At 35.6% G+C, this 17,943-nt stretch carries 22 protein-coding genes; 3 read left to right on the plus strand and 19 right to left on the minus strand.

Annotated features, from left to right (window positions below; translation table 11 throughout):
- Positions 1-154: 154 nt before the first annotated feature.
- The 3 genes from AC0L13_RS10590 to AC0L13_RS10600 form a co-directional block, all read right to left on the minus strand.
- Positions 155-1,078 (minus strand): VOC family protein, encoded by a 924-nt coding sequence (locus tag AC0L13_RS10590; RefSeq protein WP_473639368.1) that lies wholly within the window; start codon positions 1,076-1,078, stop codon positions 155-157.
- A 199-nt stretch (positions 1,079-1,277) separates the two neighbouring features.
- Complete coding sequence (locus AC0L13_RS10595) at positions 1,278-2,657, minus strand: DUF4179 domain-containing protein (RefSeq protein ID WP_473639370.1); 1,380 nt, start codon at positions 2,655-2,657, stop codon at positions 1,278-1,280.
- Positions 2,650-3,171 carry a sigma-70 family RNA polymerase sigma factor gene (locus tag AC0L13_RS10600; RefSeq protein WP_473639372.1) on the minus strand — a complete coding sequence of 174 codons (522 nt, stop codon included), beginning with the start codon at positions 3,169-3,171 and terminating at the stop codon, positions 2,650-2,652. Before AC0L13_RS10600 ends, AC0L13_RS10595 begins: the two co-directional genes overlap by 8 nt.
- Before the next feature lie 302 nt (positions 3,172-3,473).
- Here AC0L13_RS10600 and AC0L13_RS10605 point away from each other — a divergent pair, with 302 nt between their 5' ends.
- Positions 3,474-3,731 carry a hypothetical protein gene (locus AC0L13_RS10605; RefSeq protein WP_473639374.1) on the plus strand — a complete coding sequence of 86 codons (258 nt, stop codon included), beginning with the start codon at positions 3,474-3,476 and terminating at the stop codon, positions 3,729-3,731.
- 738 nt (positions 3,732-4,469) lie between these two features.
- Here the strand turns inward: AC0L13_RS10605 and AC0L13_RS10610 are convergent.
- On the minus strand, positions 4,470-4,748 hold the full coding sequence (locus tag AC0L13_RS10610; RefSeq protein WP_473639376.1) for a hypothetical protein: 279 nt from the start codon (positions 4,746-4,748) through the stop codon (positions 4,470-4,472).
- Positions 4,749-4,951: 203 nt separating this feature from the next.
- Between AC0L13_RS10610 and AC0L13_RS10615 the strand changes: the two genes are divergently transcribed.
- The gene (locus tag AC0L13_RS10615) at positions 4,952-5,266 is read left to right on the plus strand and encodes a hypothetical protein (RefSeq protein ID WP_473639378.1); all 315 of its coding nucleotides are present in this window, start codon (positions 4,952-4,954) and stop codon (positions 5,264-5,266) included.
- Positions 5,267-5,584: 318 nt separating this feature from the next.
- Here the strand turns inward: AC0L13_RS10615 and AC0L13_RS10620 are convergent, their stop codons facing one another.
- Together AC0L13_RS10620 and AC0L13_RS10625 are read right to left on the minus strand one after the other, a co-directional pair.
- Positions 5,585-6,442: a DUF2785 domain-containing protein gene (locus AC0L13_RS10620; RefSeq protein WP_473639380.1), complete on the minus strand. Its 858-nt coding sequence runs from the start codon at positions 6,440-6,442 to the stop codon at positions 5,585-5,587.
- 195 nt (positions 6,443-6,637) lie between these two features.
- Positions 6,638-7,417: an SDR family oxidoreductase gene (locus AC0L13_RS10625; RefSeq protein WP_473639382.1), complete on the minus strand. Its 780-nt coding sequence runs from the start codon at positions 7,415-7,417 to the stop codon at positions 6,638-6,640.
- A 184-nt stretch (positions 7,418-7,601) separates the two neighbouring features.
- Between AC0L13_RS10625 and AC0L13_RS10630 the strand changes: the two genes are divergently transcribed.
- Complete coding sequence (locus tag AC0L13_RS10630; RefSeq protein WP_473639384.1) at positions 7,602-7,790, plus strand: hypothetical protein; 189 nt, start codon at positions 7,602-7,604, stop codon at positions 7,788-7,790.
- A 146-nt stretch (positions 7,791-7,936) separates the two neighbouring features.
- On the opposite strand, the gene AC0L13_RS10635 is transcribed toward AC0L13_RS10630, so the two are convergent.
- The 13 genes from AC0L13_RS10635 to AC0L13_RS10695 form a co-directional block, all read right to left on the minus strand.
- A complete protein-coding gene (locus tag AC0L13_RS10635; protein WP_473639386.1) occupies positions 7,937-8,473 on the minus strand; it encodes a GNAT family N-acetyltransferase in 537 nt (178 codons plus the stop codon).
- 264 nt (positions 8,474-8,737) lie between these two features.
- Positions 8,738-9,364, minus strand: a complete 627-nt coding sequence (locus AC0L13_RS10640; protein WP_473639389.1) for a class I SAM-dependent methyltransferase — start codon at positions 9,362-9,364, stop codon at positions 8,738-8,740.
- Positions 9,365-9,562: 198 nt separating this feature from the next.
- The gene (locus AC0L13_RS10645) at positions 9,563-10,096 is read right to left on the minus strand and encodes a hypothetical protein (RefSeq protein ID WP_473639392.1); all 534 of its coding nucleotides are present in this window, start codon (positions 10,094-10,096) and stop codon (positions 9,563-9,565) included.
- 316 nt (positions 10,097-10,412) lie between these two features.
- Positions 10,413-10,889: a GNAT family N-acetyltransferase gene (locus tag AC0L13_RS10650; RefSeq protein ID WP_473639394.1), complete on the minus strand. Its 477-nt coding sequence runs from the start codon at positions 10,887-10,889 to the stop codon at positions 10,413-10,415.
- Between the two features lie 781 nt (positions 10,890-11,670).
- Positions 11,671-12,693, minus strand: coding sequence for a serine hydrolase domain-containing protein (locus AC0L13_RS10655; protein ID WP_473639397.1), 1,023 nt, complete (start codon positions 12,691-12,693; stop codon positions 11,671-11,673).
- A gap of 320 nt (positions 12,694-13,013) precedes the next feature.
- On the minus strand, positions 13,014-13,553 hold the full coding sequence (locus tag AC0L13_RS10660; protein ID WP_473639399.1) for a GNAT family N-acetyltransferase: 540 nt from the start codon (positions 13,551-13,553) through the stop codon (positions 13,014-13,016).
- Complete coding sequence (locus tag AC0L13_RS10665; RefSeq protein WP_473639401.1) at positions 13,546-13,734, minus strand: hypothetical protein; 189 nt, start codon at positions 13,732-13,734, stop codon at positions 13,546-13,548. Before AC0L13_RS10665 ends, AC0L13_RS10660 begins: the two co-directional genes overlap by 8 nt.
- A gap of 597 nt (positions 13,735-14,331) precedes the next feature.
- The gene (locus AC0L13_RS10670; RefSeq protein ID WP_473639403.1) at positions 14,332-14,673 is read right to left on the minus strand and encodes a hypothetical protein; all 342 of its coding nucleotides are present in this window, start codon (positions 14,671-14,673) and stop codon (positions 14,332-14,334) included.
- A 24-nt stretch (positions 14,674-14,697) separates the two neighbouring features.
- Complete coding sequence (locus AC0L13_RS10675; RefSeq protein WP_473639405.1) at positions 14,698-14,922, minus strand: hypothetical protein; 225 nt, start codon at positions 14,920-14,922, stop codon at positions 14,698-14,700.
- Positions 14,923-15,488: 566 nt separating this feature from the next.
- Entirely contained in the window at positions 15,489-16,145 is a 657-nt protein-coding gene (locus AC0L13_RS10680; RefSeq protein ID WP_473639407.1) for a tetratricopeptide repeat protein, read from the minus strand.
- 72 nt (positions 16,146-16,217) lie between these two features.
- Positions 16,218-16,712 carry a hypothetical protein gene (locus tag AC0L13_RS10685; protein ID WP_473639409.1) on the minus strand — a complete coding sequence of 165 codons (495 nt, stop codon included), beginning with the start codon at positions 16,710-16,712 and terminating at the stop codon, positions 16,218-16,220.
- 189 nt (positions 16,713-16,901) lie between these two features.
- Entirely contained in the window at positions 16,902-17,138 is a 237-nt protein-coding gene (locus AC0L13_RS10690; protein WP_473639411.1) for a DUF4190 domain-containing protein, read from the minus strand.
- A 15-nt stretch (positions 17,139-17,153) separates the two neighbouring features.
- A complete protein-coding gene (locus tag AC0L13_RS10695) occupies positions 17,154-17,783 on the minus strand; it encodes a kinase (RefSeq protein ID WP_473639414.1) in 630 nt (209 codons plus the stop codon).
- Positions 17,784-17,943 lie beyond the last annotated feature (160 nt).

Here is a 17,943-nt window from a genome sequence, read left to right on the forward strand (position 1 = left end):
GCTAATAGTATTCAAAAAGCATCGACATTTCAAACACGAACAACGATGGTTACTACCTACTCCGCTGATATGGGTACAAAAAAAGCACCCTTAGAGGATGCTAAAATTATTGTTCTTCAATTATGGCTTTGCTTTATATAGGCACACTGAATTTTCATAATCCCTTGTACGCTTTTCGTAATTCCGCAAGATCAAGTTTTTTCATTTTGAGAGTCGCTTGACTGACACGTTCAATTTGCTCTAGTGTACTGTTGCTCATTCTCATCATTTCTTCCATCTCGCGCGGCACTATTTGCCAAGACACCCCATACTTATCTTTCACCCAGCCGCATTGCTCGGATTCAGGAACAGCGGACAGCTTATTCCAGTAATAATCAATTTCATCTTGCGTGTCGCAATTGACCATAAATGAGATTGCCTCGTTGAAGCTAAATTTATGGTCTTCCGCGTTATCCATAGCAACAAACCACTCATTTTCAAGCATGAACTCAGAAAACATGATTGTCCCTTCTTTATTTGGTTCCATACCTTGGGAGTAGCGGGCAATCAGGCCTTGCTTTGAGTTCTTGAATACGGATAAATAAAACATCATCGCTTCTTCCGCTTTGCAGCATTTATCACCGACAAACAGTAGCGAAGGCATTATTGTTGGTCGCTCTTCACCTTCAGGGTTCGTAAGGATGAGCTGCCATGATAAACCATACTTATCTTGAATCCAGCCATACTTCTCACTGAACGGATACTTATCGAGCGGCATTAATACTGTTCCGCCTTCGGACAATTTATTCCAAACCTCAATTATTTTTTCACTCGCGTCTTTTTCGCGTGAAGGATCAAAATTCACTATGAAGGACAATGACGGATTGAATTTGAAATACGGCCCAGCATTGATGGCCATGAATTTCCGTCCCCATAAATCAAAAGAGACTAACTTGGCATCGCCGGATGGTGTATTATGGAGTTCCGTTATATTCGTAATCCTTGAATCCGGGAAAATGGAAACATAAAACTCTGCTGCTTCATTCGCCTCCTTGTCATACCATAAATGTGGGATGATGTTTTGAATCAGTTTTGTCATTGATATTCCTCCCTGTATAGGATTTGCACCATATGAATCTTCATCTGCTCAGCTAACAAATCCCCTCCGTCCATTCTCTTATATATTCTTTAAGTTTATTATATCATGAACGCATTAATTATTTTCTAATAATTCACTCAGTAAAAATACACCCTCCTCAACATGAGGAAGGTGTATGGTTATGGTTCCGTGAATTTTTTCACGGTTTGATATCTACTTCCACGTCCTCTTCTATCCAAGATGGGTAAAAATCAAGTTCCAACCGAATTGGACTTGCAAAATTAGAAAGCACTTTGTTCGGTAGTTCAAATTCTATATTCACTTCTCCAGGCGAGGTCATACTTGAACCCTTTACATAGTTAGAATAGAGAGGTGTACGTCCACCGTAGTGTATATAAAATTCTTTTTCATTAGCATCAATAAATTTTATAAACCTAACCATATTCGTATCGTAATCTTGACCGATTTTTACTGTCATACTGACAATATTATCCTTTACCTGTAAATTTGAAAATATCGATTGAGAAGGTTGACCTATAAATTTTTCGGATTCCGTGTCAATTAGAATATGGGCTTCCTCTTTGTCCATCGCTGATACTTTCCCAAACGATAATGATAACTTTTGGGGATCATAAAAGTAAAAGCTTTCTTTTAATGGGACAACCCATATATTACTTTTCGGTATTGGTTTATATGCGTTTCCGGGGAGAGCAGACCATTTTCTACCCTTTTCGTCCACCAATTCTAACTCATCAAACGGACGAGCAAGAAGTTTCTTTGTATTATTAGGATTTTCCTCTATCTGAACAACTGTGCGTATTGGATCTACTATTAATTCTTTCACTTTAAAACGTTGACCTTCAATTTCAATTTCTTTATCCACAACAAAATTCTTACTGTCAACTTCCGTCTTTTCATACGCGAAAGGAATATTGAAATGCTCTATTTTTTCTCCATTCTTTAATCCTATCGCCCAAGATAAGTCTTTATCATGTAATACTTTCTCAATATATTCAGAGCCGCTGAAAACTTTTTCGTCTGAATTTGGAGTTAAAGGAAAGGTGGAAGTCATAAACTCATGACTATATAGAAAATTCATTTTTGACCTTAGCCTTTGGTATGTTAGTTCGAGCGAGCTTACGTCCATATCTTCTGTTCGGACTGAGTAAAAAATAACTATACCCTTTTTGTCAGCAATTACCCCATCGAGGGTTACAGTAATACCGTTCTTTTCTTGAGAGAGATTCAAAGGTTGATAGAAGTCATTTTCAACTGCAGCGGTTAATCCCCTATCTTGATGTATTAGACCAACAATGTGTTCCATCCCCGGTATAGATGCGACCTTGTTGGCGAATACAGGCGATACAGAGATACTTGTGATAAAAGAGACGAGAAGGATTGCCGCTATTACTATTGACCATGAACTTCGTTTCATTAATTTCGATCTTTTTAACAACTGTTCCTTTTTGGCTTTCTCGAATCCAGTTTGTACGGCAGAATGCAGCTTTTCCTTTGATACTTGAATTTGTTCAACGGATTTCCTTCTCTGCTCCAATTTCCTTTTTTCCTCCTCAAACACGTTTAACCTCCCCCTTCTCTTCAAATACTGCCCTAAGAGCACGCAATGCCTTATGTAAACGTGTTTTAATCGTTCCTTCAGGGGTATTCCACATAACGGCGATCTCTTTTATTTTTACATCTTCGAAATACTTCAAGTGCAATAACTCTCTCTCATAATCCGATAAATTTAAAAGTGCCTCTTCGACTTCCAAAAATGTGAAGTCTTCGATAATTCCATGTTTCACTAGTAGTGTTTCCTCCAACACTTCTCTCCTGCTTTTCTTGAGGGCATCTTGACAATAATTCATCATGATTCGGATCAGCCAAGTTTTAAAATAAGCTGGCTGCTTCACCGTTTTTATACTTCGATAAGCTCTATAGGTCACCTCTTGGATGGCCTCCAGTGCATCTCCTTCATTTTTTAAATAGGAGATAGCTGTTCGATATAATGCTTCTTCATATAAATGCAATAATGCAAGAAATGCTTCTTGGTCGCCTTTAATTGCTTTCTTAACTAGTATTTCCTCACTCAAAACGTCACCTCTTTTACTTTGTCTCTATCTATTAGACCTACAACTCAGAAAAAAGTTTTTAGAAATTATAAGATATTTCCAACTCGAAACTTTTGCTCACTATATTGTGAGTATACAATAGCTACACAGATACATAAGATGCGTGGTTATCAAATGGGTATTTTACTACAATTGGTGGGTGGAATGGTTTCCTTGAAGATAATCCTGGAATAATAGAAAATGAAGAAGGGAACAAGGGGTTATAGGCTAAGGGAGAGTATAATGTCGCACAGTGCATTGTGAAGTTAACAAGGGGGGTAAAAATGGATATATTCATTCCTATAGGCGTGGGCTTCTTAGCAAATTTATTAGTTTTCAACACTTCTAAAGCATTTAAACAAACCAATAAACGATCATTACAGATTAGCCTTTTTGCTTTTTTCGTTGTTTTTATAACAGCAATTATTGTTGGTTCTTGGTTAGGAATGGGTATCGGTGTAATTAGTTTAGGCATGCTCGTTTTCGTTATTTTAGCTAGTCTTATTACCGCCCTTTCAGACTTAAAAAATGTTGGAGACTAAAGTAACGAGCGCTAATCCTTGATTAAAGATTTGTGCCCGATTGATGAAAACTTTGATACATTTTTCCAGAAAAAATCTCTCATCTCTTATATTTATCGATGAGTATTTTTCTTAGTTCATTGAGTTCATTTTCGCCATCTATGTAAGTCTGCAATACATCTCGATTTTCCTTTGTTAAAGGTTCAGCTCCCAACAAATTAATCGCTTCAGCATCAGTAACAAATTTTTCTCCCTGCTCTTTTGTGGTATTGGCAATGCTCTATTTGTCCATATTTTCACACCTCTTATTCGACAATCACGCTCCGTAGCTGATGTATCACTATCTGAAATGTTTACTTAGTGTTACAACGAACAAAACATAAAGCAGTACCCCTAACAATATAGTGGCCACGTAATAATACCAAATTCCGGAGAAAATCAACATTTCTGTAATGACATAACCTGTGAGTACCGATGCCCCTACTCCTAATGCGTGTTTGATCACGTTGGAAAGTGAAATTTTGTCACCTGCTAAGTAAATTACAAAACCAATAGCAGCACTCATTACTACCGAAAACACAAACAACAAGAAAACTTGTAGATATATTATCATGAATTTCTCCCTCATCTCGATGTATATCAATTCAGCTCCACATTCATTCGAAAAAAAGTGGCTCCGTTTGCTTTATCGTTTCTCCTCTCGTTCTTTACAATTCTAATACTTCTTCAACCTTTAGCTTAACAATAACTAAGTTATTACTAATCTTGTAACAGATTCAGCAGTTTTTCAGACTTATTGATAAAGGATTTCCACTCATGGTTGATCGTCATATTCATTCCTATGCCTGCTTGCTGAATCTTGAATTGTAACTCTTCAAGATCCTTTTTATCACTTTCCGTTACTGTTCTGAAAGAAAATAACTCCTCATGAACAAGATTTATTCTAAAATATCTAACAATCAAGCAAACTATCAAAAGCACACTCCCTGCTAATGAAGCAATAAAAATAGTTTTTTGTTTTTGCTCACATTCTTCCACCCGCTTCTATTTCATTTTAACATATAATGATTATTCCGAAATCACTTTGCTTTGTATTCACAAACTACCTTTTGAATTACGAGAATTGAGTCAAAAATTTGAGCAGCAGTATTACTATAGTTATGAAAAATTGGAAAAATAATGTACTTTCCAGAAAAGATATTGTAAACTTGTGAAGAGTTGAACAAAAGGGAGTTGGAGAATTGAAACAAGGTATTCACATCAAAATTCAAGACCGTACAGGATTAAATGAACGGGAGAAAAACATTCTGCATACGGGTATTCTGAACACAATGGTCCTTGCAGGCTTTGTGGAAGTCGTTAGCAAAGGGGAAGGCGAAGGTGGGACGGCCTTTAATCCGATCGAAGATTGCTTTATCGGATTCACGATGATTTATCAAAAGCCGATTCCAGATGAAATGGCGGAGGCGTTGGTTGAATCTATTACAAGAAGACTGACTACCTTCTTTTCTATGAGTGAAATTGAAATGGATTTAGAAGTTGAGTTGGCGTACTGATATAACAAGATTGTCTCGTCCATCTAACGGGTTAGGTTAACAGAGAGAAACACGCTCAGACATAGCGTGTTTCTTTTGATGTATTAAAAGTTCTATATTGTTTGCTCTTCAACTACTGATGACTCCTTGAATTTTTATTTCTGAGTTCCAGCTCAATAAGGAAAAGCAAAAAAGAGCCACGATTCCGCTCTTCTTTGCTTTTCTTGTTTGACACATAAGCATGCCCTGATTCATTTATTATTCTTTTCATTTTCAATCAACTCTATTAGATCAAAAATAATTGAACAGTGATGCCATCATGCCATTTGAAAAACCCATTTATGTGTAGAAACGTTTATGCCATTGCTCTAAAGTCTTTACTATACTATCTCGTAATTTCAAACCATCGTTTTTGTACAGCAATCTGAAATAATAACCGCGTAAAAATTTTATTACATTGGATTTTTTCCAAAAGAAGTTTAAACTATATCCTTCTTTTTCTAAAAGTTCATTTAATTCATCAGAAATCGATAATACCCATTTATCAATGTCACCATCGCTTACTCCTTTTTCCTGAAGTGCTTCTACTGCGCAAACAAGTCTTTCTTCTTCATCATCTACATAAGGTAATTCTCTTGTGCTATCTTTAAATAAACAGAGTTTGATTGTTTCAAGACAATCTGTAACAAGCGTGATATTAAAATGTGGATGTCTTATGGCTTCAGTTAATAAATCTGCACCGTGTGCTATACTATGAGCCCATCCTTTTCCAGTCACATTGCCACGTATATCTTTTTCAAGTTTTAAATAGTCAATACTTTTAGTAATCACTTGTTCCAAAGTATCATCCGACAGGAACCGCTTCTCCTTATCTTTCTTTAAAATGAGGACAATAACTAAAGCGGAAAAAGAGCGCCTAAATACCGAGTCATCTTCATTATGACCAATATTCAGATATAAGTTTCTAAGACAAACCTCAAGGATATAATTCATTTGTTTTATTGTTAAGTAGTCTTCGATTATTAGTTTTCCAAATGAATTATAAATGAGTGTATCTCTAAGTTCCGAGTCGATTGACCCTATATTCTCCAACATGTTTTCAATAAGAATGTCTAAATTGCTATGTTGCAACGTTTCATCTAAACTTTTCAGTTCTGATTTTAATATAATACTCCCAGTACCTTCTATTTTATTCATAATTAATTCTCCTGCCTGTTAGTTAAACTGTATTCTACCACAATCACATCATTTTATTTTTCAAGCATTTTACAATTTGGCCGGTTTCTCCGATTGAGTTATAACCTTATTCATATCAATAGCTTGGTTACTACATTTCCATCCCATGGATTCACTACAATAGTATATAAGGTGATCACGACCTTATGCCGCATTCTATCTGCCTACAAATCCACCTTCGGATTTGATAACTTGACCAGTAATCCATGCAGATTCATCACTCGCTAAAAATTTTACTAACCTTGCAGCATCATCTGGCTTTCCAACATTTCCTGTAGGAAAAAGTCTTGATAAAGACTCTTTTGTTGCTTTATCCATCCAACCCGAATCAGTCGGTCCTGGGTCAACTGAATTTACGGTAATACCAATAGGAGCAAGTCCAACTGAAAGTGGTTCAGTTAGTGCAATGATCGTACCTTTCGTTGCAATATAGGCTAAATTGTTCGGATCCGGTCCTTTTGATACGAGGTTAATGATTCTTCCACCACTTTTTCCTGGGAAGGTTCTTTCAAACCTTTTAGCAAATTCTGTGCTTAGTAAAATCGGTCCACTGTTGTTTATCTGATAATGTCTATCGAGATCTTCCGCAGTTAAGGTACGGAAATCAGCTGATTTTTCATAGGTTGCATTATTTATTAAAACGCTTGCAGCGCCAAGAGTTTCTTCAGCACGATTCAAAATAATTGTTGGTGCATTTGGCTTAGACAGATCAATCTCCATATGATGGCAACGTACTCCCAAGTTCTTTATCTTATTACATAAAACTGTAGGATAACCTTCTTCTACTCCAACACCTTCATTTTCATCATAATTGCTCCAATGTGTAAAAAAGATATCGGCCCCCGCTTCTGCAAGCCTTAAACAAATTGCAGAGCCAATACCTTGAGAACGACTTGCTCCAGTCACAATTGCTATTTTTCCCTTTAAAATCCCCATATTATCCCCCTTACAACTGCTCTGCAATGTGCCCTTTTGTTGAACATTTTAGATCAGCAATCAAGCCCTTTAATTGAACAGCATTCATTTCGCTTTTTACGAAATCTCAATCATTTTAGTGTTATTTCATACGTCATCCCATCAAGTTCTAATTCCACATTGTTCACAAGGAGGTTTCATTAAGATGATTAATCTATTAGCACTTGTTAATTTAATTTTATTTTTATTAATTTCAGCTATACTAATTTATGCTCTTTTCAAATACTTAAAGAGATCCGAAAAACGCGTCGAAGAAAAGTTGAAAATTGAAAAGCAAAATTCATTAACCTTGGAAAAAAAAGTTAATGAAATGAATCAGCGATTAATATTTTAAAAGAAGTAGAATAAATAAGATCGACCTCGAATAGAAACTTGTCGAGTTCGATTTTGTCGTTTTTATGTAAATTGATGAACCAAAACGCCCCGATTTCTGAATTGGCGTAGGGCCTTATTCCACAACCATGCTTGATTATGGAGTTTTCAATTGTGTTTATTATAATTTCTTTTTAATAACCCCATCAAAACAATATCATGCCAAGACCCATTTCGATAAAATTGCTCCTTTAACTTTCCTTCTTCATTGAAACCAAGTTTTTGATATAATTTTATTGCTCGCTCATTATAGGAAAAAACCCTTAAATACACTTTATGTAAATTTAACTCATTGAAAGCAAAATCCAATAATAGTTGAAAAGCCTCTCGTCCAAAACCTTTACTCCAATAATCTTTCTCGCCGATATCAATTATACATTCGGCGTTACGGTTTCCATAATCAATGTTAATAAGTGACGTCACACCAATTGGCTTATCAGTACTAATTTCCTCAATTATATAAGCCTTTGAATTCTGAGAACTGGTTATAATTTTGACAAAGTTTTCAGTATCCGCATAGTTAAAAACATCTAAAGATAAACTGGTAAATTGCATGACCTCTATGTCATTTCTCCATTTATGATAAATAGCAGCGTCTTCAATTGCCATTTTTCTCAATCGAACTCTCTCTCCACTGAAAAGCATAGAAACTACACCTCTTTCAATTAATTAATCAAGTGTGTATTTTAGGGTTTGTTACTGTGTTAGATTCAATAATGTCGTCATTGTTGATATTATTTTATTCTTGAGCGCATCCATCTACTAGAAAGCACAACGCGACAGATACTACGGATAACCAATAAAAATGAATTTTTATACAGATGATTAAAACTGAGAACGACTTAATTGGCATTAAAGTAAAAAAATGAGAGTGACAACGTCAAGCTTGCCACTCCCATAAACTATACTTTACCCTGAAATAATAAATACCCCACCACAATGAGAGATTGGATAAAATTCGCAATTATACTTATTTTTCAATGCTGAAATAAATTCATCATATACAAAATAAAACTCATCGTCATCCCAGTATTTAATGCTTTCCTGGCGACATTCATTGAGTTTTTCTCGTGTTTCAAAAGCAATGTCGCCTATGAGTATTTTGCCATCTTTCTTGAGTAAAGGTATTAAATGAGCTATGAAATCTATTTTTCCCTCGTCTGATAAGTGGTGTAAAGCATAAGTACTGATGATGGAATCATATTTTTTGCCAAGTATCCCGGAAGGTATTCCTTTCGAGATATCCCATTCAATTAGATTGGCATTTGGCATTTCAGATTGTGCAATGCCAATCATTTTTGATGAAAAATCTATACCATCAATTTGGTGTCCCTCTGCATACAATTTTTTTGTTAATACTCCTGTTCCGAAACCAATATCTAAGACTTCGGAATTCTTTGTCTGCATCGCTTCATTAAAAATAACATTTAATATTTTCTTATATCCTGCAAAAGGATATCGATTATTTTCCTCGCTTAACTGGACTGTTTCATCATAGTGATCAGCCCACAAATCAAACCCTTGCTTACTTAACATGAATGCTCCTCCAGTATCTTCGTAATTTACGAGCATTCATTAATTCCTATAATGAATTACTCGCAATAATCTCCGTTAAATTGTTTTTCTTTATTCATTGTCATAGTATTTTTCATTAAAATCACACCTTCCAATAGTATTGTCATAATTTTAACACACCTACCAAAAGACTGCATCAATTCTCATATAGATTCTGATTCAATAATCAATTGAATTGGCTATATCTAATAAGGTTTCAGGAGTAACTTTATCTGATACTCTTTTATCAATACTAAGCATATACTGCCACTCATCTCTTTCGAAAACAAGCACATTAAACCCTAAAGTAGTCATATACGTAGCTACACTGCCATTTTTTAATGTAAAGGTTTTCACTACATATTTCTTTCTTATAGGAATATGATTCTTTAGCGGTCGAACATTAATTTTATAATGATTTTCAGGTAGTTGATCATTTATAAACGTAACTTCAAATGAGTCATTAATGTCGCCATCCAAATCATTAAACCTACCAAAATGATGGGTAAAGCTTATTGGAGGTACTCTAAGCGGAAGCTTAAGTTTTTGTTGGAAATGTTGTTCAAAATCGTTCAATGCAGCTTCCACAGTTTTGTAACCTCCTTGAGGAAAAATTTCTTCATAAGGACTGGGTTTATCACTTGCAGTTGCATAATTGCTCAAGAAAGACAACAAACAAAATGCCATTACTAAAAGTGAAAGAGATCTGGTCATTTCTATCACCTCACTGTATTTTAGGTGTAGTATTCCCAGTTTCATTAAAATTATCGAATTGACATTGTTTGTTAAGCTATACTTCCGTTAGTTGAACAAGAAAGAGAGCCGCCTAAGTAGCTTAAAGCTTTTTAACTAAAGCACCCTTTAGTTGAATACGAAAAAGAGACGATTATTTAACAATCGCGACCTTTTATGGAAGATCGGTTTCCATTCCCTATGCTTTATCGATATTACAGACTCGTCCGTTAGTTCAATCCTTGGGACACAGAAATTAATAAATTTAACGGTTCCCCTTTCATTTGATGACAGTAAATCAGAGTCGCAATACGGTTATTGGCTCGTTGTCGCAGATTTCGCCATTGTCACGGAAGCCGAAGCTTTCATAAAGCTTTTTGGCGGCGAAGTTATCGGTCCCATATGGGATCCAACAGTAACGTGCAGGCCCGGCCGGAAAGGTGCGAATAAATTCCAAGATTTTTTTTATGGTTTCCCGACCGTAGCCCCGATTCTGATATTGCTTGTCAATCATCAGTCGCAAGATACAATAGCTGTCATCTGCGATTGACGGGAGTTCGTATCCGGTGATTCCATAAGTCAGCATAACAAAACCTACCGGCTGCTCATCCGCGTAAATGGCAAACGGAAATGGATGTCCCCCATTGGTTGCAAGCACATAACACGAAGCCATGCTTGACAGATTGGACGCAACGAAGCGGCGTTGTTCATCTGAAACTTCCAGGTTAAATATGGCACGGCGGTTTTCCAACGTAATTTTTCTAAGCTCAATCATGCGGGGTTTCTCCCTTCATTATCTAAATTACTGGTTACTGAGAAGACCAGTTAGTTCCTGTCTTATAAGACAAGCGATTTGCGTAATCAATGCTGCGTGATTAGATAACAAACCAACGCTTTTGCTTAAACCATTATATCAAATTCCCTCATTTGCTAACGTAAATTATTCCATTACATGGCCCGATAGCCGAACACAAGTTAAACAGCTCTCTTCACTAAACTGCACCGTTAGTTCAGTAAGAACATTGAGCCGTCTTAGTGCACCCGTTAGTTGAAGAAGAACATTAGCATCCGATTGTTGAACATCCTAGCTATTTTTTTTAGAAAGTTTATATACGGAGAAAAAAAGAAATATCGTTCCTAGCGAAAATAAAATTCCACCTATAATCATGTGCGATATTATATATTTGGACTGGATTGCATTAAATTCCGCCAAATTTGTGCCATACGTCCCCTTAGATCTAAAATAAGCACTTGCTGCCCTTGAGCCAAAATCCACACTAAACTTTAATGTCAGAAAACCTATTAACATGAAAATCATTGTTAGTATTAAAAAGCCGTATTTCTTGATAAATTGCATCATACCCCCCCATTCATTGTTCAACAATCGAACCAGATTGTTGAACACAAGTTATACAACGCTCTTAAACTAACCTGCCCCGTTAGTTCAATAAGAATTAATCACCCCAGCAGCTCAACGATCTTCAAGTAAAGCACCCGTTAGTGGAATATGGAATCTACTAATGAATGGATTCTTATTAGAACCCAGAAACCCTCCACTATGAATTTTTCAGACTTGAAATTACCAAGTTTCCAAACATTTGTATATCTTTAATATAATCGGAACCTAAGTTCTCGGATGCATTTAAACTATTGGACATTCTAACAGCCACAGCATTATATTCGGGAATAACAGTACAGGAACATCCGGATGCTCCAAGGATTTGATAAGAACCATCTGGTAATTCTGAACCTAATTCATTGTAAGTAACAGATACATCTCCATCCTTAACCCACCATAAAAACCCGAACTTCGGAAGTTGATTGGGAAAAGAATTAGGGCTTTGAACAGAAGTAGTTAGTTCAAATATCTCTTGTGGGAGTATTAATTTACCTTCAAATACCCCTTTGTTTAAATGTAAATTTCCCCAATATGCTAATTCTCTGGCACTTACATATAGATTTCTTTCATCACCTATATTTGAACCTATTCTCAATGTAGGGTAACTCTTCGATGAATCTATATCACAAACTAAATTGTTGTTTCCTTCAGTAACCCACCCAGTGTTTGTCCAGTGTAAAGGTTTAAATACTTTATTTAAGAGGATGTCGTTTACTGTTTTGCCAGTAGCTTTGTATAAGATTTTTGCCAATATTTCTGGTTTCTTTCCCTCAATATCTGTTCCTAAATTAAAAGCACGATAAACTTTACTATTTTCAAACTTTAGACCAGTACACCTTGTTAATAAATGTCTAATCGTTGTCTCTCCAAGAGTTTCTTTATTATATTCATTTAAATATTTACTTAAACTATCATCCAAGCTTAATAAACCTTCATTTATAGCTATTGCAATTGCGAGTCCAACGTAAGTAACTCTAACCGAATAAACATTGAATCTTGAATCATAATTTATCTTTTTTGCCCCTTGCTCAAAATGATACTCACCCGAATACCATTCGTGTACTATTTTATTGTCTTTCATAATAACCAGAGCAGTACCCGATGCTTTCATATCTCTTCTAATTTTTTCAGTATATGTGGTGAGATCTTTAAAAACATCCTTCTTTAAAGTTTTAATCATACCCTAATTCACCCTTTCATAAGATATAAGATTCTCTTGTTATTCAACTAACCTGCCCCGTTAGTTCAACAAGATTGAGCCCAAGAGCTGCTCAAAGATCTTCAAGTAAAGCACCCGTTATTTGAAGAAGAAAGAGGCGCTTATTCAACAATCGCTCCCGATTGCTGAAGATTGTTATTGAAGTAAACTGCTCTACATTACGGTTCGCGGAAGCGTGCACTTTTTTGCACGGCAAATGTTGTGCTTTCCTTTTGCATTTTTGCTATTGACTTCGCATAGTTGGTCTTATACTGTACGATGCACTATTCAAATTGTTAGCTTTATAATCCGAGTCTGGCACCTACTTCTGCATACTCTATATCTTTTCTTTCTGCATTCCAATTACCCCCTGTTTGTCCGTCCCATATCGCTCCTGTTTCAACGAAACCGACAGACGCATACAACTTCCGGGCGGCTTCGTTTACCATCCAATATGATATAGAAACTGCATCGGCTTTTCCTTGTGGAAACGACTTCATGTAATCAATAACTTTCATCATTGCTTGTTTGCCAAATCCTTTGCCTTGATGCTTTTTATCAATCATAAAGCGATTAAGTCCATAAGTAGATTTATCTCCATATTTTTCATGTAAAATTGAACTTTCCGCCAGTTTGTAAAATCCAATATCGACATATCCTATGACTTCATCATTGTTGCATATAGCGAAGATCATAGGAGGTTTTTCGTCGTTGAGTATCTTTACATAGGCTTTAGCCAAACAATATATGCTGGAATCCACATTTCCTTTCTGCTCGTCTGTTATGCTTAACTTCAACACTGCCTCAAAATTATCGTGGGTAATTTTTCTTAATTCAATCATTTTTCTTCCCTACTTCCGAAAATATAAATTCGCTGCATCTGCCCGTAACGCCGTTCCCGTCCCCAAGGGCAAGGGCGAAGCGAAGCGCAGCGCCGACAGGCGGCGCGTCCTGTCCGGCTGCTGCCCGCCCGATGCCATGCGGAACGCTAGGCGATGGGGCGGCTGCCGGACAGCGTTCCACGCACACGCAACATTCGATTCTGCAAGTGCAGAAATGGAACGATTGGAAAAAAGAAAGCAACAAGAACAGCAGCTCGCTGCTTGATATAAAATGTATCTTGCTTGGTAGTACAAAACGAATTTACTACTTTTTTACTACCTTTCAAGACAAAAATATAAAAATTTCTAAGAGCATTTAAGAACATCTCCCATAACACAAAATGCCGAAGTGCCTGCATAGGCAGGCTTTAACGTCATTTAAGGAATTATAAAAAGATATTAAAAAACTAACTTGAGATTGCTATAACAATAATAGTAAAAATGACTTGATAAACAAAAAACTTTAAGAGGCACACACATTTCAACTCCAATAATCAAATCTTTTTTATTCTATTATTCGCCCTTTGTTATTCAAGTATCCTGACCCGTTAGCAGAAAGGTTGCCGCCTAATTTAACAATTGCACTCGTTTTATTTCTCGCCTGTTAGTATTCAACGAAATGGCCCGATTGTTGAACACAAGTTAAACATCGATCTTCAACTAAACTGCCCCGTTAGTTCAAGAACTAATTGTCATTTCTCCAAACGTCAAGTTTTCTTGTCCGGTAAAATCATAAACATTATAGTTCTTGCTTTTCTTTTGTACGTTTAGATTTAATAAACGTATAAATATTTTTTACATTAATTACCAGCGTCAATAGCATAAGCAACCAAACAATATGTACCTTGTAACCAAAATTGTCCAATATATATTCTCGCTGTTTAAAAATAAAATTGAAAATAACTATTAATATTAGTAGGTCACTGACTATGACCACTATCTCTTGTATTTCTTTTTTGTATTTTAGTATTACAATTAAAATGAACCTCACGATTAAGATAGTTCCTACTAAATATGACTGAGTTATCATATCTGTTTCAAACTCACGAGCTGCTAAAAACTCCTCAAGTAGAGGATCCATTGACATCCTCCTCAATTATTTTATCTAGATAGATGCTCTTCTTGAACTAAACTGCCCCGTTTTATTCTTAATACAATCCTCTAAAGAAAGAACATCAAAATAAGAAGAGGGTTCTAAATCAACTAATAAACATTCATTATAAATTAAGCTCATGTTTAATCTCTTTCGAGGTTTAATCTTTTTTTCCATAAGTAAATTCGCTAATTCTGTATAAATTTTTTCAAGATGCACATCAATAGATCTTTCCACTGCAAAACGCCCAGCAGTGCTGATCCACCATATTTTAAAAGATTGGTATATTTCATTTACGAAGCTTCTGTCCTCATTTGTAATATGTTCTCCATTTAATCTCCCTAATTACTCCAATTATTTATTCAATCCTTCAACTTTCCTGAAGCGTTAGTTTAAAAGCTGAATAAGAAAAAAACCATCTAAGCAGCTGAATGATCTTCAAGTAACTCAAACGTTTAGATATAATATTTATCGCAGTATCAATGGTGGAATCCCAGCTTCTGTTGTGAAATAAGCATAAAAAGTAAATGCCAAAATTAGAATCGCAATAGCTATAACAGTCTTTGATAAATAGGGTTTGAATTGCTGTTTTAACGAAATAAGGCCAATGAATAAACTAGATAAACATAAGAAAAAACAAACAATTGCACCAAATACGTTTTCCATTCTTGGTAAAATAGCTCCGAAGAATAAAACAAAGAATAATACTTGTAGAGTAATTCCAACACGTAATGTATTTTGTATCTAAATCATCCTTTCTACATCTCTATTTAAATTACCGCATTGCCTTAAGAAAATCGGACTCATTTGAGGGTCAGTAAAATTTGTTTTATTAACAATTTTATCTGATTAACCGCAGTCTCATCATTAACTGCTTCAAATACTTTTACAGACTCTAGTAAGTAAGACAGTGCTTCTCCATTTTTATGATTGGCTTTAGAAATTTCACCTAATCCTCGTAAAGAACAGCCTAAGCAAATTGGATCTCCAGATTGCCTTGAGTAGTGAAGGGACTTCAGCATGAGTTCTTCAGCCTTTTCCGTTATATTTCGTTTTAACATGACTAATCCTTGCTCATAATAATTTGCTGCATAGCCTACTAAAAAATCAGGTTTACTGCTTTCCAATAATCTTAATTCTTCCTCAAATAGTTCTTGGGCTATTTTGTAGTTACCAGCCATTCGTTCAACCATACCTAATTGATGTATTGCAATGTGTTCATCCTCGGTATCTATGTTGTGCTGAGCAATTTGTATGAGTTCATTGTAGATTTTCCGCGCATTATTAAATTCTTTCTGATGAGCTTTAACAAAGCCCAGTCCATGTAAAACGGTCCTGTACTCCGATGAAGATTTTTCAACTGTATTTAAGCATTCATTATATATTCTTTCTGCTTCAAAAAGCTTCCCATTGTCGAATAATTCAAATGCACGAGTCAACATATCTTTGATTGTTTCCAACGATACCCCCTCCAATTTCATTTCCAATCATGGCCCGTTTAATTACGGCATTCATTCTACAATTGCGCTTGCTTATTCTTTTACTTCTTTACAATATAATTGGATGGTCTCTTCTTGGGTATTTCCACTACCTGTTTCATCCCATTGAATCACCGCGTATATTTCATCTATATCCTTGAGAGTTATGGGATTTCCACTTTTTGTGATAGGAGATGGACCTTCAATACTCCCTATCTTAACTCCGTTTTGAAAATATTCTGGTCCTGATACTATTTGACCGTGTAATGATGTTTCTTCGTTATTTATGATAGCCTGCATACTCAAGTTATAATACTGGGTAGTATGATCAGCGTTATCCAATTTGAAATATAAGGTCCCATTGCCTGAAAATGTGTTTTCCGGATCTATTTCTATCTGATAATCAGTTAGCTTCCAGTGTGTGCTTTCTCCTGAGAGTCTTAAGTAATAAAAGTCTTTTTGGATATCTTTGTGATCCAAATACATGACAAGGGCCGCTAATATGGTAATAATGAATATCAATATTGGATATATGATTTTATGATTCAAAAGGTTGCTCCCCCTCCCTATTACATTAGACTTTGTATTCGTAGTATAGTACCACAGATTTATTAACAATCTAGCCTGATTGCTGAACCGACACAAATTCTTTCCCCAGAATCGCGCCCTTTAGCTGCATTTTGCACTACTACTATTTTTTTGAAATCCCTCTTTTATATAAATATATCGGACAGGAACTTAACTAAATAACTCAATAATTGAAAGTATTTGATGTACAATGCCTACAATGCAAATAATTAAACCAATTGTCGCTATACCAGAGCCACTCACTTTTGTTACAATGATCTCTTTTATCGCTACTATGGATAGAAAAAGTCCAATAATCCCTAGAACAAATCCAATTAACGGCGTTACATATGCTAGTACCCCTAGTACAATTGATACGAGTCCTTTTCCGTTAATACCTTCCTTCATATTCACTTTCTCCTCTTAAAAGTTCAATACTAGATCCGCAGTGGTGAAAGGGTTGACTGTCTCCATGTAGTGTTGTTCTCCTAACCAGTATCTTTCTGTGTATTTCTTCAATCTCGCTTGGTAATCCCCTAGGTAAGAATCACGACGTAATACCCTTTCTTGTCTTAAATCAAAAGGACAATTCAGGAAAATAACAAAATCAAAATAGCATTTCCATTCTTTTCTTTGTAGAAATATGCCTTCAATTAGTACGATACTGTCCTTTTGCACATCAACGTGTTTAGTTGAAATTAAGTCAGTAGTTTTATGATAAAATGGCAAATTTATATCGTCGCAAGTATGCAAAGGTTGTAGTAAATTCGTTATTAAACCCTCGATATCCCACTGCAGGTAATAGTATTCGTACCATTCTTCGTGACCCGTTTGATAACGTTTATTCTTTTCAACAATGTGATCATCTAGGTGAAACATGCTGATTTTACTGTTAAGACTCTTTAATTCTAGGCTCAGCTCTTCAATGAAACTAGTTTTGCCTGCCCCTCCTAGACCATCTATCCCGACTATTAGGGGGCGATTTTTAGTAGAGCGATTTGTAAACTGAGAATATAATGTTTCAGCGGTTTCTTTAACTTTTCTATTCATCATTGTTCGTAATGACCTTTTTAAGAGTTGTATTGATATTAATAAGTGCGATTAAAATAAACCCGAGCATTATAAAGGTTACAATTTCACCTGTAAAAATAGACACAATGCCTAGTATTAAAGCATATAACGTATACATAAAGTTATTCATAAAACCCCTCTT

It is taken from the genome of Sporosarcina sp. QA0331, from assembly GCF_055808055.1.